The sequence below is a fragment of the Corynebacterium suranareeae genome (genome assembly GCF_002355155.1).
Lineage (GTDB): Bacteria > Actinomycetota > Actinomycetes > Mycobacteriales > Mycobacteriaceae > Corynebacterium > Corynebacterium suranareeae.
The window spans coordinates 776,502-796,926 of the sequence record NZ_AP017369.1 but is presented as its reverse complement, the minus strand read 5'-3'; the positions used below and the strand labels follow the sequence as shown (position 1 = coordinate 796,926).

Annotated in this window: 20 protein-coding genes; 3 read left to right on the top strand and 17 right to left on the bottom strand. The window is 51.9% G+C overall.

Going from position 1 to position 20,425, the window contains the following annotated elements:
- Positions 1 to 85: 85 nt before the first annotated feature.
- Complete coding sequence (guaB, locus tag N24_RS03825; protein ID WP_096454488.1) at positions 86 to 1,606, bottom strand: IMP dehydrogenase; 1,521 nt, start codon at positions 1,604 to 1,606, stop codon at positions 86 to 88.
- A 178-nt stretch (positions 1,607 to 1,784) separates the two neighbouring features.
- Here guaB and N24_RS03820 point away from each other — a divergent pair, with 178 nt between their 5' ends.
- Positions 1,785 to 2,162: a DUF5319 domain-containing protein gene (locus N24_RS03820; RefSeq protein ID WP_197702371.1), complete on the top strand. Its 378-nt coding sequence runs from the start codon at positions 1,785 to 1,787 to the stop codon at positions 2,160 to 2,162.
- A 52-nt stretch (positions 2,163 to 2,214) separates the two neighbouring features.
- On the opposite strand, the gene N24_RS03815 is transcribed toward N24_RS03820, so the two are convergent.
- Together N24_RS03815 and N24_RS03810 are read right to left on the bottom strand one after the other, a co-directional pair.
- Entirely contained in the window at positions 2,215 to 3,222 is a 1,008-nt protein-coding gene (locus N24_RS03815; RefSeq protein WP_096454484.1) for a hypothetical protein, read from the bottom strand.
- On the bottom strand, positions 3,222 to 3,788 hold the full coding sequence (locus tag N24_RS03810; protein ID WP_096454482.1) for a sigma-70 family RNA polymerase sigma factor: 567 nt from the start codon (positions 3,786 to 3,788) through the stop codon (positions 3,222 to 3,224). Before N24_RS03810 ends, N24_RS03815 begins: the two co-directional genes overlap by 1 nt.
- A gap of 437 nt (positions 3,789 to 4,225) precedes the next feature.
- On the opposite strand from N24_RS03810, the gene whcB reads away from it, so the two are divergent.
- Positions 4,226 to 4,525, top strand: a complete 300-nt coding sequence (gene whcB, locus N24_RS03805) for a WhiB family transcriptional regulator WhcB (RefSeq protein ID WP_096454480.1) — start codon at positions 4,226 to 4,228, stop codon at positions 4,523 to 4,525.
- A gap of 658 nt (positions 4,526 to 5,183) precedes the next feature.
- Here whcB and groL read toward each other — a convergent pair.
- From groL to alr, 11 genes are all read right to left on the bottom strand, one after another.
- Positions 5,184 to 6,800, bottom strand: a complete 1,617-nt coding sequence (gene groL, locus N24_RS03800; protein WP_096454478.1) for a chaperonin GroEL — start codon at positions 6,798 to 6,800, stop codon at positions 5,184 to 5,186.
- A gap of 11 nt (positions 6,801 to 6,811) precedes the next feature.
- Positions 6,812 to 7,111 carry a co-chaperone GroES gene (gene groES, locus N24_RS03795; RefSeq protein ID WP_015650462.1) on the bottom strand — a complete coding sequence of 100 codons (300 nt, stop codon included), beginning with the start codon at positions 7,109 to 7,111 and terminating at the stop codon, positions 6,812 to 6,814.
- A gap of 169 nt (positions 7,112 to 7,280) precedes the next feature.
- Positions 7,281 to 7,703, bottom strand: coding sequence for a hypothetical protein (locus tag N24_RS03790; protein ID WP_096454476.1), 423 nt, complete (start codon positions 7,701 to 7,703; stop codon positions 7,281 to 7,283).
- 73 nt (positions 7,704 to 7,776) lie between these two features.
- Complete coding sequence (locus N24_RS03785) at positions 7,777 to 9,501, bottom strand: bifunctional ADP-dependent NAD(P)H-hydrate dehydratase/NAD(P)H-hydrate epimerase (RefSeq protein ID WP_096454474.1); 1,725 nt, start codon at positions 9,499 to 9,501, stop codon at positions 7,777 to 7,779.
- A gap of 18 nt (positions 9,502 to 9,519) precedes the next feature.
- Positions 9,520 to 10,554 (bottom strand): tRNA (adenosine(37)-N6)-threonylcarbamoyltransferase complex transferase subunit TsaD, encoded by a 1,035-nt coding sequence (gene tsaD / locus N24_RS03780; protein ID WP_096454472.1) that lies wholly within the window; start codon positions 10,552 to 10,554, stop codon positions 9,520 to 9,522.
- Positions 10,555 to 10,569: 15 nt separating this feature from the next.
- Complete coding sequence (gene rimI / locus N24_RS03775; protein WP_096454470.1) at positions 10,570 to 11,058, bottom strand: ribosomal protein S18-alanine N-acetyltransferase; 489 nt, start codon at positions 11,056 to 11,058, stop codon at positions 10,570 to 10,572.
- Positions 11,055 to 11,732 carry a tRNA (adenosine(37)-N6)-threonylcarbamoyltransferase complex dimerization subunit type 1 TsaB gene (gene tsaB, locus N24_RS03770; protein ID WP_096454468.1) on the bottom strand — a complete coding sequence of 226 codons (678 nt, stop codon included), beginning with the start codon at positions 11,730 to 11,732 and terminating at the stop codon, positions 11,055 to 11,057. The genes rimI and tsaB overlap by 4 nt, the downstream gene beginning before the upstream one ends.
- A gap of 6 nt (positions 11,733 to 11,738) precedes the next feature.
- Entirely contained in the window at positions 11,739 to 12,980 is a 1,242-nt protein-coding gene (locus N24_RS03765) for an alpha/beta fold hydrolase (RefSeq protein ID WP_096454466.1), read from the bottom strand.
- Positions 12,981 to 13,841: 861 nt separating this feature from the next.
- The gene (locus tag N24_RS03760) at positions 13,842 to 15,443 is read right to left on the bottom strand and encodes an aspartate:alanine exchanger family transporter (protein ID WP_096454464.1); all 1,602 of its coding nucleotides are present in this window, start codon (positions 15,441 to 15,443) and stop codon (positions 13,842 to 13,844) included.
- Positions 15,444 to 15,663: 220 nt separating this feature from the next.
- Positions 15,664 to 16,161, bottom strand: a complete 498-nt coding sequence (gene tsaE / locus N24_RS03755) for a tRNA (adenosine(37)-N6)-threonylcarbamoyltransferase complex ATPase subunit type 1 TsaE (protein ID WP_096454462.1) — start codon at positions 16,159 to 16,161, stop codon at positions 15,664 to 15,666.
- Positions 16,162 to 16,171: 10 nt separating this feature from the next.
- Positions 16,172 to 17,257 carry an alanine racemase gene (gene alr / locus N24_RS03750; protein WP_096454460.1) on the bottom strand — a complete coding sequence of 362 codons (1,086 nt, stop codon included), beginning with the start codon at positions 17,255 to 17,257 and terminating at the stop codon, positions 16,172 to 16,174.
- A 94-nt stretch (positions 17,258 to 17,351) separates the two neighbouring features.
- Between alr and N24_RS03745 the strand changes: the two genes are divergently transcribed.
- The gene (locus tag N24_RS03745) at positions 17,352 to 18,209 is read left to right on the top strand and encodes a poly(ethylene terephthalate) hydrolase family protein (protein ID WP_096454457.1); all 858 of its coding nucleotides are present in this window, start codon (positions 17,352 to 17,354) and stop codon (positions 18,207 to 18,209) included.
- A gap of 341 nt (positions 18,210 to 18,550) precedes the next feature.
- Here the strand turns inward: N24_RS03745 and N24_RS03740 are convergent, their stop codons facing one another.
- Genes N24_RS03740 through N24_RS03730 form a run of 3 tightly spaced genes read right to left on the bottom strand, consistent with a single transcriptional unit; the run spans position 18,551 to position 20,405 of the window.
- Positions 18,551 to 18,778: a hypothetical protein gene (locus tag N24_RS03740; protein WP_231910853.1), complete on the bottom strand. Its 228-nt coding sequence runs from the start codon at positions 18,776 to 18,778 to the stop codon at positions 18,551 to 18,553.
- A gap of 2 nt (positions 18,779 to 18,780) precedes the next feature.
- Positions 18,781 to 20,103: a hypothetical protein gene (locus N24_RS03735; protein ID WP_096454453.1), complete on the bottom strand. Its 1,323-nt coding sequence runs from the start codon at positions 20,101 to 20,103 to the stop codon at positions 18,781 to 18,783.
- A complete protein-coding gene (locus N24_RS03730) occupies positions 20,100 to 20,405 on the bottom strand; it encodes a hypothetical protein (RefSeq protein ID WP_096454451.1) in 306 nt (101 codons plus the stop codon). The genes N24_RS03735 and N24_RS03730 overlap by 4 nt, the downstream gene beginning before the upstream one ends.
- Between the last annotated feature and the right edge of the window lie 20 nt (positions 20,406 to 20,425).

Genomic DNA, 20,425 nt, shown 5'->3' with positions numbered 1-20,425 from the left:
GAAGACTTTACCTGAGTCATGCGACACAACCAGAAATAGCCTGATTTCCGTGAAGAAATCAGGCTATTTACGTCGAGCAAAAAATCTAGTGGTAGTTAGGTGCTTCCACAGTCTGCTGGATGTGGTGCGGGTGGGATTCCTTCAGACCCGCACTGGTGATCTGCACAAAGCGAGCCTTGTGCAGCTCTTCAATCGTGGCGGAACCGGTGTAGCCCATTGCTGCACGAAGTCCACCGACTTGCTGGTGAAGGATGTCTCCGATAGCACCACGGAAAGGTACGCGGCCTTCGATTCCTTCTGGAACCAGCTTGTCTTCGCTCTTAACATCAGCCTGGAAGTAGCGATCCTTAGAGTAGGAACGCTTCTCACCGCTAAGTCCACGGCCTTGCATAGCTCCCATGGAACCCATACCGCGGTAACGCTTGTACTGCTTGCCGTTGATGGTGATAGTCTCACCAGGGGCTTCAGCAGTACCAGCAAGCATGGAGCCCAACATCACTGAGTTAGCGCCAGCTGCAAGAGCCTTCGCGATATCACCGGAGAACTGCATACCACCATCGGCGATAATTGGGATGCCCGCCTTGTGCGCAGGAACAGCAGCTTCCATGATCGCAGTGATCTGAGGTGCACCCACACCAGCAACGACACGGGTGGTGCAAATAGAACCTGGGCCAATACCGACCTTGATAGCATCTGCACCGGCCTCAATCATGGCCTGGGCAGCTTCACGGGTAGCCAAGTTACCGCCAACGACATCCACGTTAGGGAAGGCCTTCTTTACGCGAGACACCATGTCCAACACGCCACGGCTATGGGCGTGTGCAGAGTCTACAACCAAAATGTCAACGCCGGCGTCGGCAAGCGCTCCAGCTCGCTGGAATGACTCCTCGCCCGTGCCGATACCAGCCGCAACCAGCAGACGACCCGATGCATCCTTAGACGCATTTGGGTGCTGCTCAGTTTTAACAAAGTCCTTCACGGTGATCAGACCGACAAGCTTGCCGTCTTTTGCCACAATAGGAAGCTTTTCCACCTTGTTCGCGGAAAGCAGTGCAAGCGCCTGCTCCTTGGTCACGCCCTCTTCAGCAACAACCAAAGGCATAGGCGTCATAACCTCAGCGACACGACGATTCATGTCCTGCTCAAAACGCATATCACGGTTGGTGCAAATACCAACAAGCTTTCCGGATTCATCAACAACCGGCAAACCTGAAATGCGGAAACGCGCACACAGATCATCTACTTCCTGGATACTCATATCAGGGCTACAAGTAACAGGATCAGTAACCATTCCAGACTCGGAACGCTTTACCAACTCAACGTTTTCAGCCTGCTCCTGAACAGACAAGTTGCGGTGCAAAACACCAATGCCGCCATGGCGCGCCATCCCAATAGCCATTCGGGCTTCAGTGACGGTATCCATTGCGGCAGAAAGAATAGGAGTGTTAAGACGGATATTACGTGTTAACTGCGTCGAGGTATCAACCTCTGAAGGAACAATATCCGACGCATCTGGAAGCAAAAGTACGTCATCGAAGGTTAATCCAACGAGGGCAACCTTGTTAGGGTCGTCTCCTCCGGTAGAAACACGGGCTTGGTTGGTCATGTGCGACAGTTCCTCCTCATTTTGTGTCCACAATTATCTAAACTTTAGTAGCTTGTCCTTAAATCGGATAACCGATGCAGCTCACACGGTATTCCACACCAATATTTTGGGCGCGGTGTTGGGTTTATAGTTGGGTTTATAGTTGGGTTTTACTTCCCTTAGCAATAGGGTGGGTGATGTGAACTTTGATGCGATGATGCCCCGCGACCCGTTTGCCGATGATCCAAATGACCCGGCATCGTTTATCACCGACGATGACCCCTTTGAACACCCACCTATTACCGAAGAAGAACGCATCCATGTGCGCCAAGATCTTCGGCTAGTGCTGGAATTTAAAAAGGTCCTCGGCCCACGTGGCATCGAAGGTGTCTTTTTTATGTGTGAGGACTGCGAAGAATTCCACTACTACGACTGGGACATCATGGCAGCCAACATGCGCGCCACCCTAAGCGGTGAGCTCAGCCCTGTGCATGAACCAAGTGCAAAACCAAACGTTGATGCCTATGTGCCATGGGACTATTGCATTGGCTATCTTGACGGTTTAGAAGCCAAATAAAAAAACTGCTAGCAACCTTCTTACAGGTGCTAGCAGTTTTTAAAATTTTTACCTAGTTTCCAGGTGTCTGAGGTGGCACAAGTCCAGAATCACCATCATTGCCGCCTTCTTGACCATCACCCGGTAACGGTGTGGTGGTCGTAGCTGTTGGCTCAGGGTTAGGTGTCCAAACCGGCGGAGCAACTGCAGTGGTAGTTACTGTTTGAACCTGCGTGGAGGTAACAGTCTGAGTTTCCGTGACCGGTGGTTCCGGGCTTGCGGTTTCAGTCACCGTTGCAGTCAATGTCTCTGGAGCTGGTGCAGGTTGGGTCACTGGGACTTCTTCTGCTGGTGCCCGTCGATTATCCATGCTGTCAAGCATTGCTCGTGCCTGCTCTAGAAGAGCACGCGCCCCTTCGACATCGCCACTAGCCGTTCGGCTATCAACTTCTTCCAAAGTAGATGCAAGCTCTACCACACTTGGAGAATCTTGATTGCCGAAGAACTGCTGATTCATGCCATACAGCGGGGAGCTTTCATCAGCGTTGTACACTGCTGCTCCACCACCAGCGATAACAAGAGTTGCAGCTGCTGCGCCCACCAAACCGTGAAGGAATGGGTGAGACCTACGCTGAGACGTTGAAGAATCAAGCGTATGAGCACTCTTTGTCCCCCTCTTAGCACGCTTTTCACGGCGCGCGGCAAGTGGAACAACAGTGCCAGAATCAGCTTCGTTAGTTGCGTTGTCTGGGGTATCAGAAATAGAAACAGGTGCGAATTCTTGGGTTGCAGGGCTAGAAGCCTGCATAACCGTGGTGTCCGAAGTGGATTCCACTGGCGAATCCTGATCCTGATCCAAAACACCAGGAAGCAACGTGGACCAATCAGGCATTGCTGCAGGTGGTTCCTGTGCTTCCTTAGTTAAATCGAGGAGGAGGCCAGCAAGGGCATCAGAGCCCTCTGAGGGATCAACGCCGCGGGACAGGTCAGTCAAAAACGCGTCATCATCGAACAGCTGCTTCAGCTGTCCTTTGACGTGGTCTTGGCCATCCTGGTCACCACCATTTAGACGTCGAGTCATTACTTGTTCTCCTGCTGCTCAAGTGTGCTTCGAAGTGTCGTGAGCGCTCTGTGTTGAGCAACTCGCACAGCACCCGGGGTGCTGCCCACCATCTCTGCAGTTTCTTCTGCGGAAAGACCAACGATTACTCTCAAGATAAGAATGTCGCGTGCCTTTTCACTCAGTAGATCGAGAAGTTCCCTCACTCTGTTACTTCCATCGCTCACCAGGGCAAACTCTTCGGGGGTAAAAGTATCTGGTGAGCTTTCAGGAACTTCCTCAATTGGAGTCGATTTATCCCTCGACATCGCCCTGTGAGCATCAGCTACCTTGTTGGACGCAATGCCATACACAAACGCCATGAAGGGACGACCCTGGTCAACGAAATTTTTAATCGACGTGGCTACAGCAAGGCAGATTTCTTGAGCAACATCTTCTGCCGTTGGCTGCCTACCCCCTCCGATACGAGCGCGGGCGTAACGCAAAACAATCGGGTGGATGATCTCCATGATTCTTTGCAATGCCCGACGATCGCCCGCCGTTGCCTGCGGCACCAGGTCAGCGAGCTCGCGCTCAGTGTCAGCCAAGATCTCGCACCTTCCTGCATCAATAAAAAATAAACAATTTATAAAGCCCTCATGCGAAAATGCAGGGGTGTTTCACCCAAAGGCGTTTTGGCCCATGAGTTTTCACCATCTTAGCAACTAGAACTCCCAATCCCTTGATTTCCTCACATACTGACAGATAATACGTACCCATTTAGCCCTGCCCTGACCTGCAAAAACAAGCGAATAATAAGAATTCACCGGAGATTCATCTGGGCCTATAACCGCAGGTCAGAATGCGCGTACTGGCTTAAGTTCGTCTATAGATGGCCAACTAGTCAGCTTTGCGTCACTAATTAGTCACAATTTGTTCATCATTGCGGTCAACACTGTGTTCTCGGGCGAACACCCACGAAGAAGACGATTTAAAAGATGATTCACAGCTACAACAAGTAGCTAAGAATAGGGAGTATTTGAAGATGACATTGCCTCACCAGCTTCCAGGACCAAATGCCGACTTCTGGGACTGGCAGTTGCATGGCTCATGCCGTGGCGAAACCTCCGATGTGTTCTACCACCCTGACGGCGAGCGCGGTCGTGCTCGTCAGCGTCGAGAGCTTCGCGCAAAAGCTATTTGTGCGTCCTGCCCAGTTCTAGAATCATGCCGCAAGCATGCCCTAGCAGTAGCAGAACCTTATGGAGTATGGGGCGGGCTATCAGAGTCCGAACGGCTGGTTATCCTCCGTAACAACGAGCGGAAACAACCAATCGCAGTGTAAAACGCAGACCCGGTCACCATGACCGGGTCTTAAAGTTTTAAGTACCGACTTCGGAAAATCTCACTAGAGGAAGATCATATTGCATCTCTGACCAGTGCAGATTTTGGCATAGGAGACAATTTTCGGCACTAATGTGGCCCGACTCGGCAAACCCGACCAACGCAACTTTACCTGGAACCCGAAAAGCAGATGGCGTGAAAAAGCGCGTTAGCGTTTATCGCCTGTTTAAGGCCTCGGGTTTTTCACATGACCTTTTATATGAAGCAGCCCCTGAAAACGTCTTAGACGCGCTTCTGGGGAGGTATGACTTTTCAGGTGTCGCACCAAAATGTGAGAGCGACCAAACCGGGAGACCCAGAATCTTCAAAAACTTAAATGTTGGGTCTCTGTGTTTGGTATTCAGCTCGATACACCAAACCAGGAGACCCACAAACGTCGAAAACGTGATTTCTGGGTCTCCTGGTTTGGTCTTAAGCCGGTCTTAAGCCGGTCTTATGCCGCCAAGCACACGAACACCTAAATCCACACGGGTCAAACAATTATTTCGGCACTAATTTGACCCAAGTCGGGTTTTAAATGCATTTTTCTGAGCATCCAAAAACACCGTGAAACTTCATTGAAGTTCCACGGTGTTAGTTAAAGAACAATCACCTAAAAATTAGTGGTGATGGTGTCCTGCATGTGCATCAGCTGCTTCTTCTGCTGGCTTTTCTACAACAGAAGCTTCAGTGGTAAGAACCATGCGTGCAACAGAGGTTGCATTGACAACGGCGGAGTGGGTGACCTTCACAGGATCGATGACACCGTCGTTGATCAGGTTGCCGTATTCCAAGGTTGCGGCGTTGAAGCCTTCACCATTTGGAAGTTCAGCGGTGCGGGCGACAACAACTGAGCCGTCGAGACCTGCGTTGGATGCAATCCAGAATGCTGGCTTGCCCAGTGCGGTTGCAAGTGCGCGAACGCCTACCTTCTGATCGCCTTCAAACTCCGCAGCGTAAGTCTTTAGGGTTTCAGCGATCTGCACAAGTGCGGAACCGCCACCGGCGATAACGCCTTCTTGTGCAGCTGCACGAGCAGCGTTGATGGCGTCTTCGACACGTAGCTTGCGGTCGTTGACTTCGGTTTCGGTTGCTGCACCAACACGGATGACAGCGATACCACCGGAGAGCTTAGCCAAACGCTCTTCTGCCTTCTCACGATCCCAGGTGGAATCGGTGTTGGCGATTTCGCGGCGGATCTGCTCACGACGGGTCTCAACGTCTTCTGCGGAACCTGCACCATCAACAATGATGGTTTCGTCCTTGGAGACGGTGATGCGACGTGCGGTACCGAAAACTTCTTCGCCAGCCTCATTGAGGTTGATGCCCACTTCTGGATCCACAACAGTTGCGTTGGTAACAACTGCCAGGTCATCCATGAACGCCTTGCGGCGATCACCGAAGTATGGGGACTTCACGGCAACGACCTTGATGGTCTTACGGATGGAGTTCACAACCAGGGTCTGCAAAGGCTCGCCCTCGACGTCTTCTGCGATGATCAGCAAAGGACGGTTGGACTCCACAACTTTCTCCAGCAGCGGGAGGAAGTCAGGAAGGGAAGAAATCTTGTTGCGAACAAGCAGCACTGCAGGGTTGTCTAGGACAGCCTGCTGGGTGTCGTTGTCGTTGATGAAGTATGGCGACAGGTAGCCCTTGTCAAAGGAGATACCTTCGGTGACTTCGAGTGCAGTCTCAATGGACTGGGACTCCTCAACGGTGACGACACCGTCTTTGCCGACCTTCTCCATCGCCGCTGCAACGATTTCGCCGACAACTTCATCACGGGATGAAACAGTGGCTACGTTTGCGATTTCCTGAGTGTCAGACACCTCAGTTGCGCGAGCCTTAAGCTCTTCGAGGGTCTTTTCTGCAGCTGCAGCAATACCCTTGTTGAGTTCCATTGGGTTTGCACCAGCAGCAACGTTGCGTAGGCCTTCAGCAATAAGTGCCTGTGCCAGCAGGGTTGCGGTGGTGGTGCCGTCACCAGCGATGTCGTTGGTTTTAACGGCTACGGATTTCACCAGCTGCGCACCGAGGTTCTCAAAAGGATCCTCAATGTCAATGTCGCGGGCAATGGTGACACCGTCGTTGGTGACCAGTGGTCCGCCGAATGCCTTATCAAGAACCACGTTGCGGCCGCGTGGGCCGAGGGTGACCTTGACAGCGTTTGCCAGAGCGTCAACGCCCCGGAGAATGCCTTCGCGGGCGTCCTGGTCAAAAGCAATGAGCTTTGCCATGAACTTATCCCCTACTTCTCGACGATTGCGAGGATGTCACGTGCGGAGAGAAGCAAGTACTCTACGCCACCGAACTTGATCTCGGTGCCACCGTAACGGGAGAAGATAACAACGTCATCTTCCTTGACGTCTAGTGGAATGCGGTTGCCCTTGTCATCGAAACGGCCTGGGCCGACTGCGATAACGGTTGCCTCTTGTGGCTTTTCCTTTGCGGAATCTGGAATGACCAGGCCGGAAGCGGTGGTGGTTTCTGCCTCGTTGATCTGAACGAGGATCTTGTCCTCTAGCGGCTTGATGTTGACGTTTGCCACGGTGAATCCCTCCATGAGAAAAATTTTGTGTGTGCCGGTTGTGGGTTTCCAGCACAGCCGTCGTCGCGGGTGAACAACTGTGTGTCAAACAACCTATTTGGCACTCTACCCCTGAGAGTGCCAGCACTCAACTGTTGAGGGTGCTAAAAATTCACACAGGAGGCAAACATCAAGCTGTGCGCAGGTTATACACCGCGTTCCGCCACAGTTGGAACTCTTCTGGATAATCGTCACGATAGTTACGCGCAGCACGGATGCCGTCTTTAACGCGTTCGATTTCATCCAACGTAATGTCCTGGCCTTCAGCACCAACAAAAATCACTGAACCGCAAATGGCGGTGGAGGGATCAGAGAAGAATGAACCGTCGCCGGTTGCTGCTGCGTTTCGGCCCAGTGATGCCACTGGGTTAGCTGCCGCACCTTCATTTTTTGCTTCCGCGCTGTAAAGCGCAGCATATAAGGTGCCATCTTCTTGGAAAGCAACAGCAACGCGGCCGTCGTCAGCGCCACCGAGGAACTTCGCTGCATTTTCCAAATCAAAATCAATTGCGCGATGGGTAAGGTCTGGGTTCACAAGAAATCCATGGGTCATGCCTCTCAATAAACCGTGCGTTACCCATCCCGGCCACTTGAAGCTCAAGAATTCATTTCAAATTCATGTGCTGCTAAAGAATTCGTTTGAAATCAACCTTCGCGGTGGCAGCAGGGATGGCTTCTGCGATCAAGCCAGCAGATGTGGGGGCTGGGCCAAATTCGGTCTGCGCAGACAAAGCAGCAGCGACAGAATGAATGGTCACCGCAGGGGCAACTTGGGTATAAATCGCGGAATCAGACAACACGACATCAGGGAAAAATTCTGGCAGCCGATTCAGCTCCGCATAGCTTTGTGCCAAATGCGCACCAATGAGTCCCGATAACACGTCTCCGGAACCTGGTGTTGCCAACCACGAATGTCCTGCGTTGACCACATGCACAAAGTCATGCGCTGCAACAACTGTGAATTTTCCCTTCAGCAAAACACAACAATCAAACTCTTTGGCTAATGCTTGCGCTGCACCGATCGGATCAGTTTGCGCGTTGGGGATCGAAACCCCTTCCGAACGCAACTCCTTAGCAATACGCTCAAACTCACCTTTGTGAGGAGTTAGCACTGTGGGTGCTGTGCGCTTAGTCAGTGCTAGCCGCAGCTCCGCTGAGAGTTGGAGTAATGTGAGGCCGTCGGCGTCGATAAGCAATGGCTCCGGCCGGTTGAGCAACTGCCCAAGCTCGGCGGATTGCTCCGCGTCCAGCCCACGTCCGGGTCCATGTACCCAGGCTTGCACGCGGCCCGTGGACTCCACAGAACGCGTTGCGACGACCTCCGGCAGCACCTGTAAAACGAAATTCACCGCCGGCCCGGCGTAGCGCACCATCGAACTTGTTGCACGCACCGCTGCTTTAACCGCCAATACAGCTGCCCCAGGATACGTATCACTACCAGCAACGATACCGACAATTCCGCCGCTATATTTGTCATGATCTGGGCCAGGTTCCATATTCAAGACCGTGAAATGCTGGCCAATCTGCTGAAGGTGCGGAGCCGTCACTTTGAGATTCGCCTGTTCATAAAGGGAATCAGGTTTGTTCCACGCGGTTGAGGCAAACATCTGAGGTGTGGCATCTGACGTCTGGACGTGGGCTAATTCAGCAGACAACGACTTACCGCCACCACCGGCAATGGTGATATCGGCCAGCAAGACCTCACCGCACGCAGGACTGACCGCGTGTGCTCGGCGCAAACCACCGAAGGTGATGGTGACGTCTGCGTTGATGTGGGTGGCCACTTTTTGCCGCGCCATGGGGGCGTCATCATCAAAACCCTCAACGGTCACTATCACCCCGGGCGGCAGCTCGCCGGTATCAGCATGAACGCCAGACGGGGTATCGATAGCCAAAATCGAAATACCAGAGGAGGAAAAGGACTCCACCAACACCGCCAACTCCGGCGACAGCCCTCCCCTACCGCCAATGCCATACAGCCCATCAATGACGAGGCGATAGAGGTTATGTGGCGGGAAATCCTCAATGATATGCCCACCCAGCGACTCATAATACGCCAACGCAGATTGGTGAACTTTCCCGTTTCCCAGCAGCAGTGCATCCACGTGATGCCCCTCTTCGGCAAGGAAAGCGCCTGCATATAACGCATCTCCGCCGTTGCCACCGGGACCTACCAACAACAGCACAGATTCCTCTTCGGATGTGGCAGGTGCAGGCCCGTCGAGCATCGCCAAAGCTACATCTGCCACCGCGGATGCAGCTGAAATCATCAACTCATCCGGGTCTGCTTGGAGCCCAAGAAGTGTGTTTTCTGCACGTCGGATTTGGTCCACGGAGAAGACTGGTTTCATGGGTTTAATAGTAAATGTTTAAAACACCTGTGGGGTCTCAACGGACAAAGAAGGATCAGTTCCTACCGAAATTGGTGATTCTTTGGCACCTTCATGGATCCTTTGCGCCGCCAACGCCGCTATCATCACACCATTATCGGTGCATAAATTGAAACGAGGCACCCGCAATTCGATCCCAGCCTTAGCGCAACGCTCCTCCGCGAGCTCACGCAAACGCGAATTGGCTGCCACGCCACCACCGAGCAACAACACCTTCGCGCCCACATCACGACACGCGCGCACAGCCTTAAACGTCAACACATCACACACGGCTTCCTGGAAAGAAGCACACACATCTTCCACGGAAATAACTTCACCGTTTCGCTCTGCTGCTTCCACAAAACGGGCAACGGCAGTTTTTAACCCAGAGAAGCTGAAATCATGACGCGAATCGGACTTTTTCATCAATCCTCGAGGAAACGCAATGGCCTCTGGATTTCCCCGGCGCGCCAATTTATCAATCACTGGCCCACCCGGGTAGCCCAAGCCCAGCAGACGAGAGACCTTGTCATAGGCCTCACCTGCGGCATCATCCAACGTCGAGCCCAATTCCTTCATGGGCAAGCCCACCGCTTCTACCTCAAGGAGCTGAGTGTGTCCGCCAGAAACCAACAACGCCACCGAATGTGGCAAAGTTTCACCTTCCAAATTGGCCACAGCTACGTGTCCGCCCAGGTGGTTGACTGCATAAAACGGCACATCCCACGCGGCCGCATACGCTTTCGCAGCGCTCGCCCCCACCAGCAGTGCGCCCGCCAAACCAGGCCCCACGGTTGCGGCTACTGCATCTGGCTTATCGACGCCCGCCTCCCTCAACGCTTCACGCATCACGGGGACCATAGATTCCAGGTGGGCCCGGGATGCTATTTCTGGCACAACACCACCGAAACGTGCATGCTCCTGCATAGAGGATGCCACTGCATCAGCAAGGATTTCTAGGTTTCCTTGGCTATCCAGCTGGACTACTCCCACGCCTGTTTCATCGCAGGAGCTTTCAATTCCTAAAACAATCATGTTGCTTCCTTGATTTTATTGCGATTGCTTGTTGCGGTCGCTAAGACGTGGACGTTGCATGGTGTAGGCATCTGCACCTGAGGGGCGGTAGTAGTTTTTTCTTACCGCAAGAGTGTTGAAACCAAAGGATTCATACATAGAAATTGCTGGCACATTGTCAGTTCGAACTTCTAAAAACACCGGGCCATCGTGGCTGTCTGCTGCGTGCATCATTTGATCCATGAGTACCCGCCCCAGACCTTTTCGTTGATAATCAGGGTCTACGCCGATGGTGTGGATTTCAAACTCTGGATCATCGATTGGCCCCATCATGGCAAGCCCTGCATAGGCAACTAAGAAATCATCATCAAATGCACCGATGTAGAAATTGGTGGGATGAGAAAACTCGACAGCAAATACATCACGTGGCCAGGGATTATCCCCAGGAAACAGGATTTGTTCTAAATCTGCACACCGCTGGGCATCTTCCCTGCGAAGCTCTCGCAATTCAAACTGTTCACTCATGAAAGATCAACCTCAGGGATGGCTGCGGATTTGGGTTTAGGTTTGGGTTCTTTAGCATCTGGCCTGCGCAGATACAGCGGAACCAAAGGCTTGGGTGTGGCGGTTAAATCAGCAACCGCCACCAAACTTGCCGGGGCAGGTTTGCCTGGAAGCAGAGTTTTTTCCTGGAGATCCACGCTTAGCTTTTCCACCAAATGGGATGGAATGGAAATGGCATTAACATCTCCTCCAATATCCAAGTCAGCTGGAGCCACCACATCAGGGCCTTGTTCGCGCTGACCTGCACGGTAGGTTGCCCAATAAATTTCACGACGACGCGCATCAGTTGCAACCAAAGCATGGGCGATATCTTGGGCACCAATATTATGAGCAATCGCATCCAGGGAACAGACACCAAAAACAGGGATTTCTAGGGCATCACCAAAAGCTGCACCAGAAACCATGCCGACTCGAAGACCAGTAAACGGTCCCGGGCCGCAACCCACGACAACCGCGTCGAGGTCTGAAAAGCTTAGGGTGGCGTCGAGAAGCGTCTTTTTAACGGTGGGCGTGAGCTGCTCGTTGTGCGCGCGAGTGTCCTCGATGATGGTTTGGGCAAGCGTTGTCCCCGTGGCGGAATCGACAATACCAACGATGAGATCAGGGGTTGAGGTGTCTAGGGCTAGTACTAACACGAAGAATCAGCGTACCTCTCGGCCGTGGGCAAGGTCGAAAAGGTGCTTTAAAACTGTGCCTTGGCTGGCGCGAAGCCCATTGTGCTCATGCTGACTGGTGACAAAAAGCTCCACGCCAGGCAAGTGCTGAGCGGTTTCTAAAGAGAAATCCAACGGCACAAACACATCATTGGCATACACTGCTGCAGCTCCGGTGGCGTTTGAATTTTCTAGTGCCTTGGCATCATAAAGTTTGGGCCATTCTTGCTGAGCCAATGCTAAGGCCACGTCTTTCCAAGGTTTAAGTGATGGCACGGTATCAGCCCATTCCTTAAACACGTGCTCACCCGTTAGCAGCGTGGGATCCTCACGGAAATCTTGCGGCAACACGCGCTCAGCAGCCCAATTGGTTACCACCCCATCGGCATAAGAGGACTCATGGAGCACATAATAAATTGGGTTTCGATTGCCAAAAGGCAGTAACCCTGCCAAATCATGAACAAAAGCATTAGACATTGGATCTAATTCCAGCAGGTTATACAGATCAAACCAGCCGTCATTGCTACCCAACAAATGCCCTAAAGAACGCAACCGGGATTCCGAAACCACCTCACCAGTTGGAAGAACAATCTCCCCGGCGCGCGCACGATCAACCAACCCGCGGAAAGTCTCCCGCAACTCAGGGAAACGACGATAAAACACCTCCGAGTTTCTCCGCATCCGGTTATAGCAATTGGCATAGACATCTTCAGCCGGGCGATCAATAGCACTCAAACCACCAGTGATAAACACCTTGTCCAAAGAATCCGCATGACAGGACAGATAATGCAACGTGGTAAACCCACCAAAGGATTGGCCTAAAAGATTGAACTGCTTCACACCCAAATGCTCCCGCAACGCTTCTGCATCACGCACAATGCCATCAGCACGCAAATGGGTTAAATACTCCACCACATTTTCAGTAGGCTGCTGCAAAATATCATTACCCACTGGAGTGGAACGCCCCGTACCACGCTGATCCAGCATAACCACCCGATATTCCTCTAAGGCCACACCCAACCAGCTGGGATTTAAAGGATTAAGACTCGGACGAGGTGATTCATTACCTGGACCACCCTGCAAAAACACCAAATACGGAAGGTCTTCCCCACCACGACGAGTAGCAATCCGCGCGAAGACATCAATCGTGCGCTGATCGTCAGGATCCTGCGTCAACGGCAAGGTTAATGTGATTTCTTCTAAGTTCAGCGAGCCAAGAGTTTTCATCATGTACCCAAGGTTACGCGCAGAGGCGGACACCACCCATTACTGGAGCAGCAAGAATCAGAGCTGTGTCGAAATTCAGTGCTCATACATCAAGCACTATTTGAAAATCTCTATCTCTATCTGGATTTCTCTATCTGGATTTCGCCACTTAAGCACCGCAATATGACTAGTTCTCGAGCTATCTGGCCGGGTTAACCTCCAGTCATCGTCAAATTTGACCAAATCCATAGGTGAAACAAGGAGATCTTGGTCGCTAGATCAAATTTGCTGGTCCGATAACCGTTGCATGTGACCAAGACCGGCCTTCCCGATGGCTGCTTTGGTCACCAGATGAAATGCGGTGAAAACTACCCAAAGGGCCTAGAAAAAGTGACCCCACAGAATCTCCCCTCCCGGCCTTTGGGAACCCTGTTGATACAAACACTTATGTGAAAAATTAGAGGCCTTAAACGGGCTGTAAATGCCTTGGTTTCTTAAGTTCGATTTCACGGTGTCGAGACCTTAACTGCGATTTCTCGGTTTCGATTTTTCGTTAGCAATTTCGCGTACTCAATTTCTTACTTTCGATACCAGTCGGTTTTGGGTGACTTTCCTAGCGGTCTCGAAGATAAGAAATTGAGTACGAGCTCTCGAAGGTGTGATCTCGAAGTTAAAGCAGCCAAGGTGCAGCTTCAGAAATTCTACAGGGTGACTTCACGGTAGCGACTTCACGTGCTCAACTTCTTAACAGGCGACATCGCTACGAAATCGGCCCATCGCCCAGCGAAGTCGCACCACGTGAAGTTGAGTACGTGAAGTCGCCCGTTAAGAAGTCGCCTATTACAAAACCTCGAGGCCTTCTCCAACGCACAGCCACAAACATCACTAGAGCAGCAAGAACAACAACTGCGCGCCTAGGATTTTTCCAATCATGGCTGTGGGGTACACCGTTGCGTATCCCCTGTTGGCAAGATCTGTTCCTGTTTGGCCATTGAGATAGGAAATAATCGCGGGGTTGGTTGTTGTTCCCGCGGCAACTCCCATGGCTTCATCCCACTTCAGCTTGAGTACCCACACGCCAACCACTGCGCACAACAGTGCTGATGCCAAGGTGATAAGAAGACCAACACCCATGTAGATCAGTGAGGATGAATCAGTAAGCGCTGCTCTAAAACCTGCACCCGCGGAGGTTCCTACGCCGGCAAGGAAGAGGGCCAAACCCAAGGTTGAGATCGTTCGATTAGCGTGGAAAGGCATCTGCCACGTTAACGGTCCGGTGTGTTTGAGTGCGCCTAAAATTAGACCCACGATGATGGGGCCACCACCAAAACCAAGGGACATGGTGGTACCGCCTGGAAGAGGGATTGGAATGGCGCCAAGCAACAGGCCGAGAGAAAGGCCGATGGCGAAGGGAAGTAAGTTGACATCGGCGAGTGATTTTTCAGAATCGCCAAGGAATTTCCGTACCTCAGCCACACGGCCTGGAGCCACCACCACACGAACGCGATCGGAGTAATTGACCACCGTGTCAGGGCGTGGAACAACTTCTGAATCGCCTTGGCGGATACGTGCGATCATGAATCCGTGGGCAACGGTATCAAGTTCTGCAACAGTTCTACCTGCAACATCCGGGTTGGATACTGTGACGCGTTTGTAGATTAATTCTGTATCTTCAATCTTTGTTTCGCGTTCTTCGCCTAATGCTTTGATTGCGTTGTTGACGGCTTCTTCGGTGCCGTTGATCAGCAATTCCATGCCTTCGGTGATGGGCAGGTCGGGGTCAGCAAGTCGGTGTGAATGCGGGTCGTCCACAATACGGGTAGCAATGATACTTTCCCCTGCAAGGCGTGGAAGATCACCTACCCGGCCTGTGATTCCTGGTTTAAGCTGCACTCCTTTCCATACCAATGGTGCAGTAATCAGTCCTTCTTTTCGAGCGTCTTCCCGGTGATTAACTTTCAGCAGCTTCGCACCAACTGCTGCCACCAAAATGGAACCAAGCACAGCACCCGGATATGCCAAGGAATAACCAATAACTGGATCACTGGCAATGCTTGGATCGATACCTTCAATCAGTTCAACCACTGCTGCCATACCTGGTGTGGAGGTCAAGGCGCCAGTGAACATGCCTGTACCAATTGCCGTATTAAGGTTCAGGGTTTTGATCAGCACCCACGCAAATCCAATGAGTGCTACCAGCAGCAAGATCATGAAAATAGTAAGTTTCCAGCCCTTTTTGGCGAACTCACTGAAAAATGCTGGTCCGGCGGACAAACCGATGACATAGACGAACATCGCCAAACCTAGCTGATACACGATCACTGGAATCACAATGTCAATGTTTGCAGTGGAAAAAGCAAGCGCTACAAACAACACTGCAGCTGCACCAAGCGAAAGCCCAAAGACTCTGATCTGTCCTATCGCTAAGCCGATTGCCAAAATGACAATTAGGGCAATCAGCGGGTTCGCAGCTAGGAAATCAAGCATGCACAATCACATCCCTTGTGTGTTAAGGAAGTTTCTTGCCCACAGAGCAATCCCCAGAGAGTAATCCCACGAAACAGTCCAGCGATAGGGCTTACTTCAAGAAGGCAGAGAAAACTAGAGAACTAATATTCACTTTTCACTACTTTCTATAATCCCGCAGATCCAAAACTAAAACAACAGAAACGGAAAGAATCACACTATTTCGTTGCAGGAAAGTTTCTCAGCGCCCTTCGCGCCACTCCCAAGTGAAAATTCGCGCTTCAGAATCAGGATCTTCCTGCACAGCGGTCTCACGATCGATGGTGACCAACAAATAGGAATCAGCGATCTGCTCCACCAAGCCACCACCCCATTCGGCGACAACCACAGCCAAATCCAAATCAGTGTCCAAGTCTAAGGAGTCCAGCGCACCGATCGGATCGGCATCTTCAGTGTCTTCGCCCAGCAATCGGTATGCATCCATGTGGATGAGATCGGGCCCACCAATTTCTGAACGGTGCTCCCTCGCGATCACAAACGTCGGCGATGTGACCCGCCCCTTAACTTGTAATCCGCGCGCAATACCTTGGGTGAATGTCGTTTTTCCAGCACCTAGCGGGCCATCCAAAATCACCACATCGCCAGCTTCTAAATGGCGTCCCAATTCCTCACCAAAACTTTGGGTATCGGCGGCGGTCTCAAAACGCCTAGTACCGGACCCCGGAAACTCAGATTTCATTGACGCTCCTTTAAATGTATTCACGAACAGTTCGGCCAGTCGGGCGACACACCACTTCATAGTTGATGGTGCCCAAACGATCTGCAAAATCAGTGGCATCATGCCCATTTTCACCAAAGATCACAGCCTGCGCACCTGCTTGGACACCATGCGGATTCTCACCCAAAGAAATCACAAACTGATCCATGCACACACGCCCAACCTGCGGATAATCAACACCATTAATCGTGACGGAGAACCTCCCCTGCGCATGCCTCGGCATGCCATCGGCATAACCTGCAGGTATTACTGCCACAAAACCGCGATCCTCAGCGCGCCAGGTCAGGCCATAGGACGTGCCCTGCCCGGGTTCAATTTGCTTTACGACGCTCACCTTCGCCTCCCATGTCATCGCCGGCCTTAAACCATGGTCCAGTCCCACCACAGGTTCCAATCCATAAAAAGCCAAACCTGGTCGGACCATCTCCATATGAAGATCAGAACGTGTTAAAAATGCGGGAGAGTTGCATACGTGGTTGACCGGGCACTCAAGCCCGTGCTTACGGGCGAGCGCAAGGGCGCGTCGAAAAGCAATTATTTGCTCATCTGTTTCTGGATTCTCAGGCTCATCTGCGCACGCCAAGTGCGTAAACAGCCCCGTGACCTCGATGTGTGGCGCTGCAGCCAATGCATCGAACACGGCTTCCCACTCAGATTCATCCACACCTGAACGGTGCAGGCCAGTCTCAACTTTGATGGACACCCGAATCGGCTGATCATCAGAATCAATCAAAGCCTGCGCATGTGCGGGGGAAATAACAGCCAAATCAATATTTCGCTCAAGTGCGGCTTTAAAATCCTGTTCCGGAGTCCAAATCCAACACAAAATTTCCTGAGCTATACCGATCTCACGCAGCTGCAACGCCTCCGCCAATGTGGCCACACCAAAAGCATCTGCACCATGAGCTGCAATAACCGGCGCTACTTTTTCCACCCCATGGTTATAGGCATTCGCTTTGACCACTGCCATTAACTTCGCTGAACCCGCCATCTTTTTAAGCACCCTCGTGTTATGTGCAATGGCATCCAGATCAATTTTGGTGGTCAACAAGTTCATGTTGAACTATTGTGCCACCACCACTGCCAAAAAATGTGATTGGTATCAGGGTTAGTGCCAGTATTGGCCGAAGCTTTCAACTATCCTTGAACACGTGGCTGACAATCTGAACAAACACCTATCCAAACTGTCCAAGCGTGGACCGCACCGCGTGCTGGTGGGCGATATGAACTACGCCGGCATTCCGGGAAAAATCTACACCCCCGCAGAAGGAAATGGCATTCCAGGTGTAGCGTTCGGCCACGACTGGATGAAACCCATCAAGTACTATCACCAAACGTTAAGGCACTTAGCATCGTGGGGCATCGCCGTAGCCGCCCCCAACACTGAAACTGGGTTCATCCCCGACCATAAAGGCTTCGCCTCTGATCTTGAATCCGCCATCCAGATTCTCGGTGGAGTGAAACTTGGATCCGGCGCAGTTACCGTCAGCCCTGGCCGCCTCGGTATCGTGGGCCACGGAATGGGTGGCGGATCTGCAGTATTAGCCTCAGCAAACCGTGACTTAGTGCGCGCCGTTGGAGCCATCTATCCAGCGAAAACTTCACCATCAGCAATCGACGCAGCATTCGCAGCGAAAGCTCCCGGCCTAATCATTGGATCCTCCAGCCTTGGGCTATTCGAATCCGGTGAACCTGCAAAACTAGCTGCAAACTGGGCTGGTGATATCTGCTACCGCGAATCCGAAAAAGGCAACCAACAAGGCTTCTCAGAAGACACCATGTTCAAACTTGCCGTAGGAATCGGTCGACCACAAACGGGAGCACAAGAAACCGTCCGTGGTCTTCTCACAGGATTCCTGCTCCACCAGCTTGCCGACGAGAAAAAGTACAAAGCCTTCTCCGAACCAGACGCCGAAGCTAAAAACGTTACCTCCTACTTCGGCGAGGAACTCCAAGAGCACGCCTTCCCAAAGGACACCTCTCCATTCGCGTTCCTCAACGAGAAGTAGTTTCGCTGGCGTAGGGGCCTTGGGGTGTTCTGGCTGTGGCTGGCGTGTCAGATGTGAATCCTGAGGTCTACCGGTTGGCTCTTCTTCCCCTATGCGAGCCGTGATCGTGCGGTCTCTTTTTCAAAACCAGACAGGCGTGCCAAGATTTCTGATTTTCAAGATTCTTGTCATGTATGTTTGGGCTCTCTTCTCCCGCGAAAAATCTGACCACCTGCCGCTGGAAAAGTGCCCTTCTAGAATCGCTTCTAAGCGCCTTTTGGGGTCCGAGTAATACAAATACTCATTGTAGAAATCGCGTCGCTTAAACGACTCAATACTAAAATCTCAATCGGAACTCCACTTTAAGCTTCTCTTAACACCGATTTCACTGGTCCCCGGCCTCTTGATGATCGCCGTGCCACCCGAACTGGCTTCTCCAAAGGCTCCACCTCAATCGGCTGTTTTTTCTTTTCTACATCTTCCGCTACGTCATCAAGCTTTCGTTGAGTCGAGGCAATCGCCTTTTCAAACTCCTCCATCCGCTTTGCTGTGCGCTCCCGAAACTGTTGAAGAAATTCTGCGTATTCCACAACTACCACCCGCCAGCTTTGTGAACGTTAACAACTGGAGCAGGGTGTTCCTCAACCTCAGGTGCTGCTGGCGCGATTGGGGAAGCAGGAGCAGGTGCGGAATAGTTGGTGGCTGCAGCTGCGGTGTAATTAGCTTGTGGAATTGGCTTTGGTGCAGGTTCAGCCACCTTATCTAAGTCAGCCTCTAGTGGTTTTACAGAAATTGGTTCTGGAATCGGCTCAGGTTCTGGTGCAGGCGGTTCTTCAATCATGGGTATGCTCTGCTCCAGGAAGTTCACCAGCAATCCCACACCTACAACAACAATTCCAATACCTATAGCACCCTTGATCAGTTTCCCAATCAGATCAGATTCTTCAGAAACATCCTCGGGCTCTGGTTCAGGTTCACACTCTTCCAGCTCAGGTTCCGGCGCGCATTCCTCGGGCTCTGGCTCAGGGGCGGGTGTCGGCTCACACTCGACTGGTTCAGGTTTCGGTTTGTCTTCACACTCATGCTTTTCAGCAGGCTTTCCGGCAGGCTTCTCAACCTGCTTTTCGACCAGTTTCTCCGCAGATGCAGGTGCAGTTTTGTCTTTCTCACCATTGGTTGAAGTGGAAGTGTCCGTAGAACTATCAAAGCCACCAGCACTACTAGCAGACGAAGCCGACGAAACCGCTGCTCCAGAAGCTCCAGAAGCTCCAGAAGTCGCAGAAGCTGCACTGCACAATGGCTTCTGCTCAGTTTCACAAACCTGTTTTCCATGTTCCGTCAACGCGGAGAAGCACTGTGAGATTGCATCGTCTCGGTCAGCGCACACGCCTTCGAGCATGTCCCCTGCTTGATCGATAAGATCAGATCCTGTTTGCACGCAGTCTCTGAACTCTTGTGGAAATTTTCCTCGATCAATACTGCCTAAAACCTTCACCAAGGTCGATACGATATCCAGTAGTTGCTGGATGATATGAATCATGCCTTGGTCGGATTCAGAAACGGTAGTGTCAATGGCATCTGCGGCTTTACCTGCAGCGTCGCTTACTTCTTCTACATCGTTGCGGTTTTTAAACCAGTCAATTGCCCGCTCAGCTATCTCGGAGGCGATCATTCCTCCGCCGACTGTTCCGAAGAATTTCACCAGCGGGCCTAGCCATCCTTGGATTCTGGCTTCGTTTGTTCCACCTGCTGCTACTTGGGCGGCTTCTCTTAACGAGCCAGTGTTTAGTCCTTCAATGGATTGGTATATTCCGCGCAGGTAGCTTTCGGATTTCGAGGGCCCGAGGTACAGTCCTGCACTTGCGTTTTGTAGCGTGGAAACTGCTGCTCCGTAGCCGGTTAAAGGATCATTCACTTCGGTTCAATCCCATCAAATCCAGCGCCAAACACGCGGTCGGCATCGCCAAATCGTTTAACTTCTTCTGCGGCGGCTTGGGTTGTGTGGGTGAAAGCGTCGATACGCTTTTCGACGCCACGGTGCAGCCCCTCAAACATTTCCGCCAAGGCCCGGCCCTGCGCGCTAAAACCTCGGCCAGAGGCCGATGGTGAAAAGTGCGGGACTTGTTGCCGATGTTTACTGTGCTGTTGCGCGGTTTCCCCCAAAAGTCCGCGCAGCGTAGCTAAGGTTTCTTCTATTTTTAGTTCGAATCCAGACACCTAAAATTCCCCCTTTTTTT